This window comes from Rhodococcus sp. NPDC057529, from assembly GCF_042802055.1.
Classification (GTDB): Bacteria; Actinomycetota; Actinomycetes; order Mycobacteriales; family Mycobacteriaceae; genus Rhodococcus_F.
Window position 1 is genome coordinate 127520 of the sequence record NZ_JBHVEY010000008.1, and the last position, 15972, is coordinate 143491.

Annotated in this window: 18 protein-coding genes; 11 read left to right on the forward strand and 7 right to left on the reverse strand. The window is 68.8% G+C overall.

The features are described 5' to 3' along the window. Window positions 1-26 precede the first annotated feature (26 nt). The 3 genes from ACFU5V_RS17430 to menD all read right to left on the reverse strand — a co-directional run bounded on the left by ACFU5V_RS17430 (window position 27) and on the right by menD (window position 3307). Window positions 27-1172, reverse strand: a complete 1146-nt coding sequence (locus ACFU5V_RS17430; RefSeq protein WP_378435826.1) for a glycosyltransferase family 4 protein — start codon at window positions 1170-1172, stop codon at window positions 27-29. A 72-nt stretch (window positions 1173-1244) separates the two neighbouring features. Beyond that, window positions 1245-1685, reverse strand: coding sequence for a DUF3592 domain-containing protein (locus ACFU5V_RS17435; RefSeq protein ID WP_378700868.1), 441 nt, complete (start codon window positions 1683-1685; stop codon window positions 1245-1247). Then, window positions 1682-3307: a 2-succinyl-5-enolpyruvyl-6-hydroxy-3-cyclohexene-1-carboxylic-acid synthase gene (gene menD / locus ACFU5V_RS17440; protein WP_378700870.1), complete on the reverse strand. Its 1626-nt coding sequence runs from the start codon at window positions 3305-3307 to the stop codon at window positions 1682-1684. Before menD ends, ACFU5V_RS17435 begins: the two co-directional genes overlap by 4 nt. Before the next feature lie 93 nt (window positions 3308-3400). On the opposite strand from menD, the gene ACFU5V_RS17445 reads away from it, so the two are divergent. Both ACFU5V_RS17445 and ACFU5V_RS17450 read left to right on the forward strand, forming a co-directional pair. Then, on the forward strand, window positions 3401-3997 hold the full coding sequence (locus ACFU5V_RS17445) for a flavin reductase family protein (protein ID WP_378700872.1): 597 nt from the start codon (window positions 3401-3403) through the stop codon (window positions 3995-3997). A 60-nt stretch (window positions 3998-4057) separates the two neighbouring features. Continuing rightward, window positions 4058-4885, forward strand: coding sequence for a siderophore-interacting protein (locus ACFU5V_RS17450; protein ID WP_378435818.1), 828 nt, complete (start codon window positions 4058-4060; stop codon window positions 4883-4885). A 54-nt stretch (window positions 4886-4939) separates the two neighbouring features. On the opposite strand, the gene ACFU5V_RS17455 is transcribed toward ACFU5V_RS17450, so the two are convergent. The 3 genes from ACFU5V_RS17455 to ACFU5V_RS17465 are packed head-to-tail and all read right to left on the reverse strand — an operon-like array spanning window position 4940 to window position 7090. Beyond that, window positions 4940-5386: a DUF6918 family protein gene (locus tag ACFU5V_RS17455; RefSeq protein WP_378435816.1), complete on the reverse strand. Its 447-nt coding sequence runs from the start codon at window positions 5384-5386 to the stop codon at window positions 4940-4942. A 45-nt stretch (window positions 5387-5431) separates the two neighbouring features. After that, on the reverse strand, window positions 5432-6433 hold the full coding sequence (locus ACFU5V_RS17460; RefSeq protein ID WP_378700874.1) for an o-succinylbenzoate synthase: 1002 nt from the start codon (window positions 6431-6433) through the stop codon (window positions 5432-5434). A gap of 3 nt (window positions 6434-6436) precedes the next feature. Continuing rightward, window positions 6437-7090, reverse strand: a complete 654-nt coding sequence (locus tag ACFU5V_RS17465; RefSeq protein WP_378435812.1) for a PaaI family thioesterase — start codon at window positions 7088-7090, stop codon at window positions 6437-6439. 73 nt (window positions 7091-7163) lie between these two features. Between ACFU5V_RS17465 and ACFU5V_RS17470 the strand changes: the two genes are divergently transcribed. After that, window positions 7164-8057, forward strand: a complete 894-nt coding sequence (locus tag ACFU5V_RS17470; RefSeq protein WP_072939980.1) for a 1,4-dihydroxy-2-naphthoyl-CoA synthase — start codon at window positions 7164-7166, stop codon at window positions 8055-8057. Window positions 8058-8069: 12 nt separating this feature from the next. Here the strand turns inward: ACFU5V_RS17470 and ACFU5V_RS17475 are convergent, their stop codons facing one another. Next, window positions 8070-10397: an arylsulfatase gene (locus tag ACFU5V_RS17475; RefSeq protein ID WP_378700876.1), complete on the reverse strand. Its 2328-nt coding sequence runs from the start codon at window positions 10395-10397 to the stop codon at window positions 8070-8072. Window positions 10398-10550: 153 nt separating this feature from the next. Between ACFU5V_RS17475 and ACFU5V_RS17480 the strand changes: the two genes are divergently transcribed. From ACFU5V_RS17480 to ACFU5V_RS17515, 8 genes are all read left to right on the forward strand, one after another. Beyond that, window positions 10551-11000: a hypothetical protein gene (locus ACFU5V_RS17480; protein WP_378435807.1), complete on the forward strand. Its 450-nt coding sequence runs from the start codon at window positions 10551-10553 to the stop codon at window positions 10998-11000. A gap of 3 nt (window positions 11001-11003) precedes the next feature. After that, window positions 11004-11399: a VOC family protein gene (locus ACFU5V_RS17485; protein ID WP_378435805.1), complete on the forward strand. Its 396-nt coding sequence runs from the start codon at window positions 11004-11006 to the stop codon at window positions 11397-11399. Window positions 11400-11478: 79 nt separating this feature from the next. After that, window positions 11479-12687, forward strand: coding sequence for an anion permease (locus tag ACFU5V_RS17490; RefSeq protein WP_378700878.1), 1209 nt, complete (start codon window positions 11479-11481; stop codon window positions 12685-12687). Window positions 12688-12697: 10 nt separating this feature from the next. Then, window positions 12698-12964, forward strand: coding sequence for a hypothetical protein (locus ACFU5V_RS17495; protein ID WP_378700880.1), 267 nt, complete (start codon window positions 12698-12700; stop codon window positions 12962-12964). Between the two features lie 46 nt (window positions 12965-13010). Next, the gene (locus ACFU5V_RS17500; protein ID WP_378700882.1) at window positions 13011-13364 is read left to right on the forward strand and encodes a DUF3349 domain-containing protein; all 354 of its coding nucleotides are present in this window, start codon (window positions 13011-13013) and stop codon (window positions 13362-13364) included. 2 nt (window positions 13365-13366) lie between these two features. Then, on the forward strand, window positions 13367-13666 hold the full coding sequence (locus ACFU5V_RS17505; protein ID WP_005252058.1) for a DUF3349 domain-containing protein: 300 nt from the start codon (window positions 13367-13369) through the stop codon (window positions 13664-13666). 28 nt (window positions 13667-13694) lie between these two features. Next, window positions 13695-14840, forward strand: a complete 1146-nt coding sequence (gene menE / locus ACFU5V_RS17510) for an o-succinylbenzoate--CoA ligase (protein ID WP_378700884.1) — start codon at window positions 13695-13697, stop codon at window positions 14838-14840. A 168-nt stretch (window positions 14841-15008) separates the two neighbouring features. Then, window positions 15009-15923, forward strand: a complete 915-nt coding sequence (locus ACFU5V_RS17515) for a hypothetical protein (protein WP_378700886.1) — start codon at window positions 15009-15011, stop codon at window positions 15921-15923. Window positions 15924-15972 lie beyond the last annotated feature (49 nt).

A 15972-nucleotide genomic window follows, 5' to 3' on the forward strand; every position in this document is an offset into this window, starting at 1 on the left:
ATTCCCCGCCGACGCCGAGCCGCCGGTCAGGCGGCTCGGGTTTCGCGAAAGCCCTGACCGCCCGCGACCGCTGCGTAGTGGCCCAGCAATTCGTCGCAGATCGCGGGCCACGTGCGGTGCAGCACCGACTGCCGGGCGGCCTCCCCGAAACGAGCCCGCATGCGACGGTCCCGCAGCGCGTCGACGGCGCTCGGCAGCAGTTCGCCGAACCGGTCGACCGGGAGCAGATAGCCGTTGCGGCAGTGCGCGACGAGATCGCGGGGTCCACCGGCATCCGGTCCGATCACCGGCACCCCGCTGGACAGTGCCTCCTGCACCGCCTGGCAGAACGTCTCGTGCTCGCCGGGGTGGACGAAGACGTCCAGGCTCGCGTAGGCCTCGGCGAGCTCCGCACCGCCGAGCTGGCCGGTGAAGACCGCGGCAGGCATCAACCTCTGCAGGCGGCTCCGCTCGGGACCGTCGCCGACGATCACCAGCCGCACCCGCTGATCGCCCGCCAGCGCGGCGAGCCGCTCGACGTGCTTCTCGGGTGCGAGCCTGCCCACGAACCCGACGACCAGCCTGTCGGAGCCGCCCAGCCAGGAGTCCCGCAGTCCGGTGCTGCGGCGGGACGGCGCGAATCGAGTGGTCTCCACACCGCGTGCCCAGCGGTGAACCCTCGGAATCCGCTGCTCGGCCAATGCCTCGACCGCCGACGTGGACGGCGCGAGGGTGCGTGTGCAGCCCCGGTGGATGCGACGGGTCCACGCCCACGCCGCCCGGCTGGTGATGCCGAGGCCGTAACTTTCGGCGAACCCCGCCACGTCGGTCTGGTACACGGCGACCGTGGGGACGTCGAGCCGGTGTGCCGCACCGAGACCGCCCGCCCCGAGGAGGAACGGCGACGCCAGGTGCACGACATCGGGGTCGAACGACCGCAGCGCGGCGGTGAGCCCGGGCTGCGGCAGACCCACCGGGAGCGAACTGACCTTCGGCACCATCACCGCGGGCACCCGGTGGACGGGCACACCGTCGTGTTCGGTCGGCGCCGGTGCCTGCGATCCGACCGTGTCCGGGGCGACGACCATCGCCTGGTGTCCGGTGCGCTGCAGATGGTCGAGAACCCGCAGCACCGAGTTGGTCACACCGTTCATGTTGGGAAGAAACGATTCCGCGACGATGGCTACTCTCACGCGCTCAGCGTGGCAGTGCCCGTGGTCACAGCAGCGAGATCGACGTGACCGTCGCGCGAAGTTCCGGGAAATTCAGGATGACGTCGCCTGCGTGGATTCCGCCGGGATCTCGCGCCGCCGGAGGTACCAGAGCACCGGTCCCGCGATCAGCCACGTCACGACGATCAGCGAACCGGCGGGGATCACGGCCACGCTGGCGTCGCGTCCGGACACGCGCACCAGGTCGGGGTCGCTGCGCGCGTACTCGACGTCGATTCGCTGACCGACCGTGAGGTTGGTCGGGTACAGCACCCCGAGTTCGGGGTTGTGCGTCACCCCGTCCGGGGTGACGAAGCTGATGGCCGACCGCAACGACCCCGCCGACAGCACCTCCGCCGTGGCCACGCCGCGGTCGGATTGGATGGTGTGGTCGTTGCGCCAGGCCGCGAGGACGAGGAGCACGGCCAGGATGGAAATGCCGATCGCCGCCACCAGCACCCCGCGCCGGACCCGCCGCGTCACCCGCGCATTCACAGTTGTGCCCGCACCGCGGCGTGCAGTTCGCGCAGCCCGGAACGTTCGGTGGTCACCTCGAGCACCCGGATTCCGCGGTCGCCGGGTGCGTCGGGTGTGCTCAGCCGCGTCGACAGCTCACCCAGACCCACCAGGTGATGCTCCACCCGGTAGGCGGCGCAGAGGGCGGCGAGATCCATCCCGTGCGGTGTGCCGAAGACTCGCTCGAACACCCCGGCGTACTGCGGATCGCCCTGTTCGAGCAATTCGAAGATGCCGCCGCCGTCGTCATTGGCGACGACGATCGTCAGGTCCCGGGGCCGCGGTTCGCCCGAGCCGATGAGCAGCCCGGACGCGTCGTGCAGGAACGTGAGGTCGCCGAGAAGGGCCACCGTGCGCCCCTCCTCGTAGGCGAGGGCCGCACCGACGGCAGCGGACACGGTGCCGTCGATGCCGGCAACGCCCCGGTTGGACAGCACCCGGACCTTCGGCGCCGGATAGCTGACCAGTGCAGCGTCCCGGACGGGGTTGGACGCGCCGAGCAGCAACTGGTCGCCATCGGTCAGGGCGTCCATGACGGCGGCCGCCACATGGAGGCCCGTCGCCTTCGGGTGGGCGGCGAGTTGCGCGCGCACCGCCTTGTCGGTGTGCTCGGACAGCGTGCGGCAGCGGTTGATCCAGGCCCGGTCGGGTTCACCGGTCACCACCGCGCGGGTTCCCGTGGCCAGCACGTTCCCGGACACGTCGGGCCAGCGGGGGCCGGTGGTGAGCGCATAGACGGCCACCGCCGGATCGGCGAGGACCTTCGACACGGACCGGTGCAGGGTGGGGCGTCCGGTGATGACGGCCTGCCGCGGCTTGAGCTGGGGCAGTGCCATCGGATGCACCGGGATGCCGTGCAGGGGTGCGGTCGGCTCTGCGACCGTCGGAAGTCCGGCGAGTTCCGGTCGCAGCGCCGATCCGTGCCCGGAGATCACGATGGTGTCAGCGGTGATGTCGAGGTCCATCGCCACGTCGAGCGTCGCGTGCTGGGTGGTGGTCCACGCCGCCCCACCCGGACGTCCCTGCGGGACCGGGCCCTGCGCGTGCACGTCGGGGACGAGCGGTTCCCGGAGCGGGATGTCGAAGTGCACGGGTCCGGCGTTGCCCGACCTCGTGCCGCGCGCGGCGGCGAGGACCCGGCAGACCGCCGACCGCCACTGACTGTTCTGCGCGGCGTCGTCCTCGGCCAGGCCGAGGCTGATGGTCGCGCGCACCTGGCTGCCGAACAGGCCGAGTTGCTCGATGGTCTGGTTGGCGCCGGTGCCGAGCATCTCGTACGGGCGGTTGGCGCTGAGCACCACGAGAGGCACCCGGGCGTAGTTGGCCTCGAGGACGGCGGGACCGAGATTGGCGACCGCGGTGCCGGACGTCATGACGATCGGGACGGGACGCTTGCCTGCCACGGCCAGGCCGAGAGCGAGGAATCCCGCGGTGCGCTCGTCGATGCGCATGTGCAGCCGCAGTCGGCCCTCGAGGTCGGCGGCCTGCAGGGCGAATGCCAGCGGCGCATTCCGCGAACCCGGGCAGAGCACGACCTCGCGTACTCCCCCGCGGACCAGTTCGTCGACGACCGCGGTGGCTTGAGCAGTGGACGGGTTCACGCCATCAAGAGTGTCAGATCCTCCGGCACCCTCGTCCGGCGACCTGGCCGGGTGAGTTCACGGCCACATCCCGGGCGCTGACACCATGTGGGCATGCGCACTGTCTTCGATCCCGCCGAGCTTCCTCCACGCCGCATCTACCAGGTGCTGACCGCCTCGGTGGTGCCGCGACCGATCGCGTGGGTGTCCACGGTCTCCGCGGACGGGGTGGCCAACCTGGCCCCGTACAGCTTCTTCTCGGTGTCCAGCACGCAGCCGCCGGTGGTGCAGTTCACGTCCGTCACCCGCAAGGACAGCCTCCGGAACATCGAGGCGACGGGTGAGTTCGTGATCAACCTGGCGACGGAGCCCCTGGTGGCGGCCGTCAACGCCAGCTCCGCCACCTACGACAGCGACGTCGACGAGTTCGCCGCGCTCGGCATCGAGACCGAGCCCAGCGAGCGGGTCCGGCCGGTCCGGGTCGCGGGCTCGCCGGTCGCCATCGAATGCACCCTGCACGGGGTGACCCCGGTCGGTGACTCGTTCGTGGTGATGGGCGACGTCGTCACGATCGCGGTGCGTCCCGAGGCGCTCGCCGCCGACGGGCTGCCGGACTTCGCCGAACTCGCTCCGCTCAGCCGCCTCGGCCGTAACGAGTGGGGTCTGCCGCCGAAGGTCGTGATGCTGGACCGCCCGCACCGCCCCGAATAACCACTCAATTGGTTAGGCTTACCTGATAACCAGACCGCAACCGGGGGAGCTACCACCGACATGGCCCAGCGCAGCAAGTTCGTCAAACCTCAGAGTCGCCGGATCGCGTCCGCACGAGTGGTCGCAGGCAAGCAGATCAGCCCGAACTTCGTCCGCGTCACCATCGCGGGTGAGGAACTCGACTCCGTCAGCCCCATGGGCTTCGACCAGTGGTTCCGGATGTTCATCCCCCAGCAGGGACAGAGCACGCTGCGGCTTCCGACCAGTGCGAGCAACCTCTGGTACGCCCAGTACAAGCTGATGTCCAAGGACACCCGGCCGGTGGTGCGCAACTACACGGTCCGCGAACTCCGCGTCGCAGGGTCGGGAACGTTCGGCGACACCACCGAGATCGACATCGACTTCGCCTCGCACGGCGACCTCGGTCCCGCGTCGGCGTGGGCGAACGCGGCATCGGCCGGTGACGAGGTGGCGATCCTCGACGAGGGCCTGATCTACAACCCGACTCCGGACGCCGAGTGGCAACTGCTCGTCGGGGATGAGAGCGCGCTTCCCGCGATCGTCGGGATCCTGCGCTCGGCGCCGCAGGACCTGCGGGCCGAGGTGTTCGTCGAGATCCCCGATGCCGAAGACGCTCAGGACGTTTCGGTGGGTGACGGCGTGAACGTGCACTGGCTCGTCCGCGAGGACGCCGACGCCCGCCCGGGGGTGCTCGCACTGAACACGGTGAAGCAGGCGGAATTGCCCGCCGGGCCCTCCTACACGTTCGTCGCAGGCGAGAGCGAGCTGACGACGGCGCTGCGGCGCCACCTCGTGAACGAGCGCCGGATCCCGAAGTCGAACATCTCGTTCACCGGGTACTGGCGTTTCGGTCACGCGGCCAACTGACCACAGGTGAGTGGCAAAGAGTGCCGGGGCACGCTTTGCCACTCACCTGGGTTCTCAGTTGGCGTGCTTCTGGACGAGGGCGCCCAGACGCGGAAGTGCCTCGATCACATTCTTCTTCGCCGACGGGCGCAGCGACGAGTACACCTTCTTGACAGCGCCGCGGTTGCTGCCCTCGATGCGCTCGTCGGTCACGCCGAGCAGCGAGTCCGCGACCTCGTCGCTACGCGCGACCAGGTACTCGGAGAATCCGGCCTCACCGCTGGCGGTGAATGCCTGCCAGTACGGCTCGAGCTTGGTGACGAACGCCGGCAGCAGACCCTCGATGGCGTCCGGCACGATCGACGGTCCCACCTTCTTGACGGTGGCGTATCCACCCTTGAGTGCCAGTCCCGAGGCCCCCGACTTGTCCGAAACCTCCGCGTCGATGAGAGCCTGGACGTCTGCGACGACCGCAGGAACGCGCGACTCGTCGAGCAGGGTTTCGTTCAGAGCTGCAACCACTTTCAATGCCTCCGTATTGACTGAGCGATCAGGTCCGGCCAGACACTATACGAAAAACCGGACGCCGCGTTGTTCGAGCAGGCCATGGCATCGGCGTGCCCGCTCGATCCACCAGCGCGAACGCTCCTCCGACGCGGCGAGAGCCGCGACACGGTTGACGTCGGGTGCCACCGCCTCGACGTCGAGTTCGCCGTCGACCGGTTCGCGGGAGCGGGCCACGTCCGCCTCGAACAGTCCCCCGGTACCGAGGCCGCACGCGAACTCCAATTCCGGGAGAGCCGCGGCGGCAGCGACACCGGCAGCGATGCCGACGGCGGTGTCCAGGGCGCTCGACACGACCACCGGCACACCGTGCGAGGCCAACTCGTCGGCGAGCGACAGCACTCGCCGCATCCCGCCGAGCGGGGCGACCTTCACCACGGCCACGTCCGCGCCGCCTGCCCGCACGACCTTCAGCGGATCCTCGGCCCGCCGGATGCTCTCGTCGGCGGCCACCCGCACGTCGGGTATCCGCCTGCGGACCTCCACCAGCTCCGGCACACTCGCGCACGGCTGCTCGGCGTATTCGAGCGGACCGTCGGCGGTCAGTGCCCGCAGCGCCGCCTCGGCCTCGTCGACCGACCAGCCGCCGTTGGCGTCGACGCGCACGTTCGGGACGAGTGCCCGCACCGCCCGCACCCGCGCGACGTCGTCGTCGAGGGTCTGACCGTGTTCGGCCACTTTCACTTTCGCGGTCCGTGCGCCGGGGTACCTCGCGAGCACGTCGGGCACCCGGTCTGCGTCGACGGCGGGGACCGTCGCGTTGATCGGCACCCGCGTTCGCACGGCGGGCGGCGGCCCGAGCCAGGCGTCCTCGATCGCCGACTGCAGCCAGTGCGCCGCCTCGTCGTCCGCGTATTCGGGAAACGGTGCGAATTCGCCCCATCCCGCGGGCCCGCGCAGCAGCAATGCTTCTCGCGTCGTGATGCCGCGGAACCGCACGCGCATGGGCAGACTCACCACGACCGCGTCGGCCAAAACCTCCCCGACGGAGGGCAGGGACGTCACGGGTCAGGGCTGCCCGGGCAGGAGCACCAGCATGAGTGCCTCGCATTCCGCGAGCAGCGTCTCACCGTGCGTCAGCCGGGCGGTGATGTACGTCTTGCGCCCGTCGACGCGGTCCACTTTCCCTTCGATGGCGAGCGTGGTGTTCAGCGGTGTGATCGCGCGGTAGTCGACGTGCAGGTACGCCGTGCGGCTGATGGGCCGGCCGTACGCGTGGACGATCATGCCCATCAGGTCGTCGAACAGCAGCGGCAGCGTGCCGCCGTGCGCGGCGCCGTTCCCCCCGAGGTGGTAGCGGCGGAACATGCCGGTGCTCCGCACCCCGTCCGGCCCGAACTTCTCGATGTTCCACGGCGGCAGAAGGAGACTCCCCCTGCCGGGCAGTTCGATCGTGCGGCCCGCCGGCGACCGCCCCTCGGGCGCGACGTGCGGCCCGAGCAGTTCGGCCAGCTTCTCCACCTGGTCCGCGGCCGCGGCGAGCACGTCGTCCGGGGCGTTCACGGACACCGCGAGGTCCTGCAACGTGCGCATTCCGTCGACGAACCGGGCCCAGTCCGGGCCGGGCGTCACCGGCTCGTACTTGGGGAACCCGCCATGGTGCTCGTACTCGTCGTCGCCGTCGCGGTCGAGACGGGTGACGTCCGCAGCCTGTTCGCTCATACCTGCACGGTAAACCCGGGCAAACTGCTGCGCGCGCGGACACCCGCCAACGGCACCCGATAACCTCGGAGCCGTGACTTTCAACCCGCAGCACTGGCGACCGGTTCCCGGTTTCGAGAACCTGACCGACATCACCTACCACCGGCATGTCACCCAGGGAATCGTCCGGGTGGCGTTCGACCGTCCCGAAGTACGCAACGCCTTTCGCCCGCACACCGTCGACGAGTTGTACCGGGCGCTCGACCACGCCCGGATGACGTCCGACGTGGGTGCCGTGCTGCTCACCGGCAACGGCCCGAGCCCCAAGGACGAGGGCTGGGCGTTCTGCTCCGGCGGCGACCAGCGCATCCGCGGGCGCAGCGGATACCAATACGCGGAAGGCGAAACCGCGGACACCGTCGACAAGGCGCGCGCGGGACGACTCCACATCCTCGAGGTCCAGCGGCTGATCCGGTTCATGCCGAAGGTCGTCATCTGCCTCGTCAACGGCTGGGCCGCGGGCGGCGGTCACAGCCTGCACGTCGTGTGCGACCTGACGCTCGCCAGCCGCGAACACGCCCGGTTCAAGCAGACCGACGCCGACGTCGGCAGCTTCGACGGCGGATACGGCAGCGCCTACCTCGCCAAGATGGTCGGCCAGAAGTTCGCCCGCGAGATCTTCTTCCTCGGCGAGACGTACACCGCCGAGGAAATGCATCAGATGGGCGCCGTCAACAAGGTCGTCGACCACGCCGAACTCGAGGACGTCGCAATCGACTGGGCCACCAAGATCAACGGCAAGTCCCCGCAGGCGCAGCGCATGCTCAAGTACGCGTTCAACCTGCAGGACGACGGCCTCGTCGGTCAGCAACTGTTCGCCGGCGAGGCAACCCGCATGGCGTACATGACCGACGAGGCGGTCGAGGGCCGCGACTCCTTCCTCGAAAAGCGCGAACCCGACTGGAAGCCCTACCCCTGGTACTTCTGAGAGCCCATCTCTCTACGTGTACTCGACCGACATGCGGTCGATGGTGCCGTTGAACGGGAACGGTTTCCTGTCGTAGTAGTCCAGCGACACCGGGGAACCGAGGCAGGTGCCGACGTCGAGGCAGTCGTTGGCTGTGAACAGCAACGGCGCACTCACCGGCACCTGCCCCTCCCCGACGACACTGCCGTCGACGCAGAGCTTCACGTTCAGCGGGCCACCGGGCCGCGCCTCCACGAACTCCGTGACCACCTCCACCTTCCGTGTGCCCGGCGGAAGCGGAACGGTCGAACGAATCTTCGTGCGCATCAGGATGAACAGGTTGTATTCGTAACAGAGGGAGCCGTCGTCGACGAAGCACGTCAGCCCGCCCGCGTTGCTCCCCAGTGCGTACAGCACTCCGCTCGGGCTCTCCGGCGCGGTGAGGTCGAGGGTGACCCGGTTGTTCCTGTTGCCCAGCGCGGGCGCGCAGAATTCGGGCATGCGGATGGTGTCGCCGGAGAACTCCCAGCTCGTGTACGGCGTCGTGATCCGCTGCTCGGGGTGCAGTGCGACCACCCACAGCCCGCCACCGACGGGGAGCGCATTGTTCTTCGCCGCCTCGATCGCGAACAGTTCCCGCAGTTGCGCCAGCTTCTCCGGATGCTGCTCGGCGAGATCCCGGTTCTGAGTCCAGTCCTCGTCCAGGTTGTAGAGCTCCCACACGTCGTCGTCCGGACTCCAGTCGCGGATGCCGCCCGGCATACCTGCCGCCCAGGGTGCGCGCGGCCCGAACGCGGACGCCATCCAGCCGTCGTGGTAGATCGCCCGGCTGCCCATGATCTCGAAGTACTGGGTGAGCTTCCCACCCGGGGCATCGCGGTCGACGAGCGTCTGCGCGAAGCCGGCACCGTCGATTGGGTCCTGCGGAACACCGTTCACCGTCCGCGGCGGAGTGATCCCGACGATGTCGAACAGCGTCGGCATCACGTCGTTGCAGTGCAGGAAATGCGTGCGGGGTACCGGGTCCGGGGTCACCTTCGCAGGCCACCGGGCGACCATCGGGTTGCGGGTGCCACCGAGATGGGAGGCCAGCAGCTTCATCCCCTTGTACGGTGCGCTACCCGCCCACGCCCAGCCCGCGTGATACATGTTGTCGGTCTTCGGCGACCCCAGGACGTCGAGGCCACCGAGTTCCTCGAGCGCCGCGATGTGCTGCGCGGGTGTGGTCGGAATGCCGTTCTGCGCCAACAGTTCGCTGATCGTGCCGTTCTGGCCCTCACCGGACGAGCCGTTGTCGCCCCAGATGTACAGAACCAGGGTGTCGTCCCGGTACCCCAGGCGGTCCAGTTCGTCGAACAGCCTGCCCACCTGGACGTCACAGTGCTCGGCGTACCCGGCGGCCACCTCCATCAGCCTGCGCTGGAACGGTTTCTCGTCCTCCGGAATGTCGTCCCACGCCGCCATCGTCGGGTCGCGGTCGGTCAGCTCCGCCTCCGGGGGAATCCAGCCCTTCTCCTTCGCCCGCGTGAAGACCCGCTCCCGGTAGGCGTCCCAGCCGTCGTCGAACTTCCCGGCGTACTTGTCGGCCCACGGCTTCATGATGTGGTGCGGTCCGTGCAGGCAGCCGCTGGCCCAGTACATGAAGAACGGCTTGTCCGCCTCGAACGCCTTGTGCCTGCGCAGCCAGCCGATCGCGTCGTCCGCGAGATCCTCGCTGAGGTGGTAGCCCTCCTCCGGGGTCTTCGGGGGCAGCACCACCGTCGTGTTCCGCACCAGGTTCGGTTCGTACTGCGACGCCTCGCCGGCGAGGAAGCCGTAGAAGTACTCGAACCCGAGACCGGTCGGCCAGTTGTCGAACGGACCGGCGGCGGTGGTCTCCTCGGCGGGAGTGTTGTGCCATTTCCCGAATGCGGCGGTGCTGTACCCGTACTGACGCAGCACCTCGGCCCCCGTCGCGCTCGACCGCGGGATGTGACCGGAGTAACCGTCCCAGTCGTTGGCCAGCTCAGCGATCTGCCCGTTCCCGACCCGATGGTGATTGCGGCCGGTCAGCAGCGACGCGCGGGTCGGTGAACACATTGCGGTCGTATGGAATCGGTTGTAGCCGACGCCGTCCTGCAGCATCGCGTCGAGTGTCGGGGTGTTCACCTCACCTCCGAGGCCGCTGGGCAGACCCGGTCCGGCGTCGTCGATGAGGACGATCAGAATGTTCGGGGCGTCGTCGGGAAGCCGCCGCTCCTTCGGACTCGGGCTGTAGACCGACTCCTGCATGGTCCGGCCCGCGATGCTTCCCGACGGCGTCGGCGGGAACGGCAACGCTTCGCCACCCGGTATCGGCTTCCCTGTCACGCTCGAACTCATGGCCCAGTCCCCTCGTCGTCCACAGTTGCCAATCCAGTCCAGCACCGGGAGAACACGCGGGAGTAGACCCTCGGAGGGTGAATTACGCGCCCGGATTCGCCGCCACGGCAGGAGAGGGCGCGCGACGTCCCCGATTCGGGCACACTGACCCACATGAGCATCGACCGCGAGCTCCCCGCGCCGGAACATCGCCGTCCGCCCGGAGTGAGTGACGACACCGTCGCCGCACTCGGGAAGCTGTCCGAGGCCCTCGAAACGGTCGAACGCGCCCGCGGCCACCTGTACTCGTTCCATCAGCTGATCGGCCACGCCGACCTCCAGCTCGGTGAGGCCGTCGACGCACTGCGGGACGCCGGCCACGCCGACGTCGCGGACCGGGTGCAGTCCGAACTGGTCGGCCGCAACGTCGTCGAGGGCCGGTGGACGTTCCAGATCGTCGAGGAGTTCGACGACCAGTACTGGTCACCGCTGCGCGAGCACGAACGTGGCGCACGTCACGAACTCGCGGACGGACGGCGGCACCTGTACGAAGCCGAGATGAAGGAAGATCGACGCACACACGGCCGGACGGGACACGAAGCCCGGCCCGGCGAAGGAGGGTGACGGGTGGAAATCCTCAGCAGCAGGACGATTCTGCGGCCGCGCGACTACGCGACGACACTGAGCTTCTACCGCGACATCCTCGGGCTGGCCATCGCCCGCGAATACCCCGGCGGCACCGTGTTCTTCGCCGGTCAGGGCCTGATCGAGGTTGCCGCGCACGGCGGAACGGGCGAGTCGACGTCCTTCGACGGCGCCCTCTGGCTGCAGGTTCGCGACCTCACCGCAGTCCAGACCGAGCTGGTCCTCGCCGGGGTGAAGATCGACCGCGAGGCCCGGCAGGAACCGTGGGGACTGTTCGAGATGTGGATCGCGGACCCCGACGGCATCCCGATCGTGCTCGTGCAGATCCCGGAGGATCACCCCATCCGCCGCGACTCCCGTCCGAAGGGTGAGAACTGACGGAAGGCCATACGCAGGAGTGATCCTGTACACCTGACATCAGCTGTACTTTTTCGGTTGAAATCCGCACAATCTGGGTGTGACCGCAGAGCTCGTAGTTCTCCTGGTGGTAGTTGTCACCGCCCTCGCTTTCGATTTCACGAACGGCTTTCACGACACCGGCAATGCAATGGCCACCTCGATCGCGACGGGAGCTCTGCGCCCCAAGGTCGCTGTCGCGCTGTCCGCATCGTTGAATCTCGTCGGCGCGTTCCTGTCCGTGGAGGTTGCGGCGACAGTCGCCAAGGGCGTGGTGAACCTGGGAGAAGTGGGCGGTGAGGATCTGCTGCTCATCGTGTTCGCGGGCCTGGTCGGCGGCATCATCTGGAATCTGGCGACGTGGCTGCTCGGCCTGCCGTCGAGCTCTTCGCACGCACTGTTCGGCGGTCTGATCGGTGCGGCCATCGCATCCATCGGCATGAGCGGCGTCGAGTGGGGCGGGGTGCTCAGCAAGGTCGTCGTTCCCGCCGTCCTCGCCCCCGTCGTCGCGGCTCTCGTCGCCACCGCGGGCACCAAGCTGGTCTACCGGATCACGTCGGGCGTGCCGGAGGGCACCAAGGAGCACGGGTTCCGCATCGGCCAGATCGGGTCCGCTTCCCTGGTGTCGCTGGCCCACGGAACCAACGACGCCCAGAAGACGATGGGCGTGATCTTCCTCGCACTGGTCGCGCACGGAAGCCTGTCCGCCGACGACGAGATGCCGTTCTGGGTGAAGCTCAGTTGCGCGATCGCCATCGCCCTCGGCACGTACCTCGGCGGCTGGCGGATCATCCGCACCCTCGGCAAGGGACTCGTGGAGATCGCCGCTCCCCAGGGCATGGCCGCGGAGTCCTCGTCCGCCGCCATCATCCTCACGTCCAGCCACCTCGGGCTGCCGCTGTCCACCACACACGTCGCGACCGGATCCATCCTCGGCACCGGACTCGGACGCAAGGGCGCCGAGGTCCGCTGGGGCATCGCCGGACGCATGGCCGTCGCATGGCTGGTCACGCTGCCGTCGGCAGCGATCGTCGGCGCCGTGTGCTGGGTCATCGCCCACCTGATCGGCGGTCTGCCAGGCGTTCTGGTCGTGTTCGCCGCCCTGATCCTGCTCGCCGGGTTCATGTACCTGCGTTCCCGCCTGCAACCGGTGACGTCCGGCAACGTGAACGCCGAGTGGGGGTCGGGCGAGGCCCACGCTTCGGCCGAACCCACCGAACCGGAAGTGGCCGAGACCGCGGACTCCGCCGGTCCCGCCGCGAACCGCTGAGGGGGCTCCCATGACACTGCTCACCACCACCGTTCAGTCGCTCTGGCAGGTCGTCCTCGTCGGTCTGCTGTTCGGCGCCGGCCTCCCCGCGATCTTCGCGCTCGGACTGCGGTCACTCGGCGGCGTCGACACCGCCGAGGGCACCACGCAGCCGACCGTCGCAGGCCGGATCGGCGCCTATGTCTGTTTCGCCGTGGTGCTGATCGCGATCATCACTGGGATACTTCTGTTGATGAAGGACTTCCTGGCCAGCAGCTTCGGTATCCACATCTTCTGAGCGGCGACCACGAGTCCCCGTTCCATCGACGAAAGAGGCCGAACGCGTGCCCAAGTATTCACTCAGCTCCGTGCTCGACTGGCTACGCGCCGGGTATCCCGAGGGAATCCCGGCGAAGGACCATTTCGCGTTGCTGGCCGTGCTGCGTCGCCGTCTCACCGACGAGGAGATCGAACAGGTCGTCGCGCTGTCGATCGAAACCGCCCACGAGGCGCCGCAACGCCACGTCGACTACGACAACATCCGACGCCTCATCAGCGAGATCACCCACGAGGAACCGTCCGAGGAAGACGTTGCCCGGGTGACGGAGAACCTCGAGGCCGGGGGCTGGCCGGTCGGTACCGACGCCGACAGCGGCGACGACGCCGGCGACACGGAAGAAACCCGCGACGCAGGCTAGCCATGAGCCTTCCACCGTTTCTCTCCTCCATCATCGGCTGGCTGCGTGCCGGCTACCCGAACGGCGTGCCCGAGCAGGACTACATTCCGTTGTTCGCGCTGCTCACCCGTCGCCTGTCGGAAGACGAGGTGGACGCCGTCGCCGACGCCCTCGTCGAGGAGGGCGACCTGCCCATCGAGAAGACCGACATCCAGGTGCTCATCACCAAGGTCACCGACGAGTTGCCGCTGGAATCGGACGTCGACCGGGTACGCAGCAACCTCGCTGCGGGCGGCTGGCCGCTTGCGGGGCCGGCCCAATGATGCGCTGGCCGCTTGCCGGGCCGGCCCAGTGAGCGAATTGCGGGTCCTGCCCGTCCCACCTGGTGCCGGGGTTGTCGGCATCCTGCCGCAACTGTCCTCGATCCTCGACGGGACCGCGCCCGCCGCGCTTCCCGTGCCCGCCGCGGACGAGCGGGAGACCCGGCGGCTGACGGACGCACTGCGGCCCGGGGACCCGATCGACGACGGTGTCGCACTCGTGGTCGCGACGTCCGGGACGACGGGCGTACCGAAGGGGGCGATGCTGTCCGCCGCTGCCCTCCGTGCCAGCGGTGAGGCGACGCATGCGCGGCTCGGCGGTCCGGGTTCCTGGCTGCTCGCCCTTCCCGCCCACCACATCGCAGGCATGCAGGTGTTGCTGCGCAGCGTCCTCGCGGGCGCCGACCCGGTGGTGATCGACGTGTCCGAAGGCTTCGACCCCGGCGCGCTGCCCGCCGCCGTCGAATCGATGCCCGGACCCCGCCGCTACACCTCGCTCGTCCCGACCCAGCTGGTCAAGGCGCTCAACCACCCCGAAGCCGTGACGTCGCTGGCCGCGCTCGACGCCGTCCTCCTCGGTGGAGCCGCCACCCCCGCGCCGGTCCTGCGACGCGCCGTCGACGCCGGGATCACGGTTGTCCGTACGTATGGAATGAGCGAGACGTGCGGTGGATGCGTGTACGACGGGGTGCCCCTCGACGGCGCCCACGTGCGCATCGACGGTGACGGCCGCGTCCTCCTCGGCGGCCCCATGCTCGCGTCCGGGTACCGCGGACTCCCCGGCCATCCCGCGTTCTCGGAACCCGGCTGGTTCCGCACCGACGACGCAGGCACCGTCACCGACGGCGTCCTCGCCATCTCCGGCCGACTCGACGAAGCCATCTCCACCGGCGGACTCACCGTCGTCCCGCAGGTGGTCGAGGCCGCCCTCGTCGCCCACCCCGCCGTCCGGGAATGCGCGGTGATCGGACTCCCCGACGAACGGCTGGGACGCCGCGTCGCGGCCGTCGTCGTCGCCGAACCCGGCACCGCACCGACACTCGCCGAACTTCGCACCTTCGTCGAACGCACCCTCGACTCCACCGCCGCCCCCCGCGAACTCCTCCTCGTCGACGTCCTCCCCCTCCGCGGTCCCGGCAAGGTCGACCGGCGCGCGCTGGAGGCGCGGTTCGGCTAGCGGGTTGCCGTTCGCGGAGGTTTTAGCCAAACGCGCCCGCAATTTCCGCGCGTCTGGCAAATAGCCCCGCGGATGGTGTTGTCCACAGGCTGCGCTCCATCCACAGGCTCCGGATAAGCCCAGGTGAGCCGACTGGTCACGACTGCGGCGTGAGGCACGATGTTCGGCATGACCGACGACGTGGTATTCAGACGAAAGGCCTTGGCCGACGGCGTGACCGACTCCGAGATCCGGCATGCGCGTGATTCCGGGCGCCTTGTGCGGATCGCGGCGGGTGCATACGTCTCTGATGAGCACTTCGCCGGACTCGACGGGCCGGCGCTACACCGCCTCCGCATTGCGGCGGCGGTTCAGTCGCGCCCGCCAGGCGTCGTGGTGAGCCACACCTCCGCGGCGCTGTTGCACGGCATGGATCTCGGGGACATGTCGCTGGAACGGGTGCACCTGACGAGGAATCACGCGTCCGGCGGCGGTCGAACTGCGGGGGTACACGTCCACGCCACACCGTTCGACGCCACCGATGTCGTCACGGTCGGCGGGCTGGCCGTCACCTCACCCGCACGAACTGTGGTGGATACGGCACGCATTTCAACCTTCGACCAGGCTGTCGTCGCCGGCGATTCGGCCCTGCACCGTCGACTCGTCACGCTCCATGAAATTCTGGCCGAGGTCGGCCGGGCCGGATCTCGTAAAGGCATTGCACAAGCGCGGCGGGCAGCGGGCTTTCTCGACGGTCGCAGTGAGAGCCCGGGAGAATCGCTGAGCCGCATCCGCCTCCACCAGCACGACCTGCCGTCGCCCGAACTCCAGCATGTGCTCCACGACAGCACCGGCAAGTTCCTCGGCCGTGTCGATTTCTTCTGGACTGGATGCGGTGTAGTCGGGGAGTTCGACGGCATGGGGAAGTACGGCGCCGACGGTGGCGAAGCTGCCACCGCCGTACACCGGGAGAAGCTCCGTGAGGATGCAATCCGCGACGCCGGCTACGAGGTCGTTCGCTGGACGTGGAGGGACCTGTTCGACTTCGCCGTCGTCAAGGCGCGCTTCGATCGGGCCTGTGTACGTGCGAGGCACCGGAGGTAGGCACATTCGCGGAGACATTCGTCAGATGCCCACGCAATTGCGGCTGATT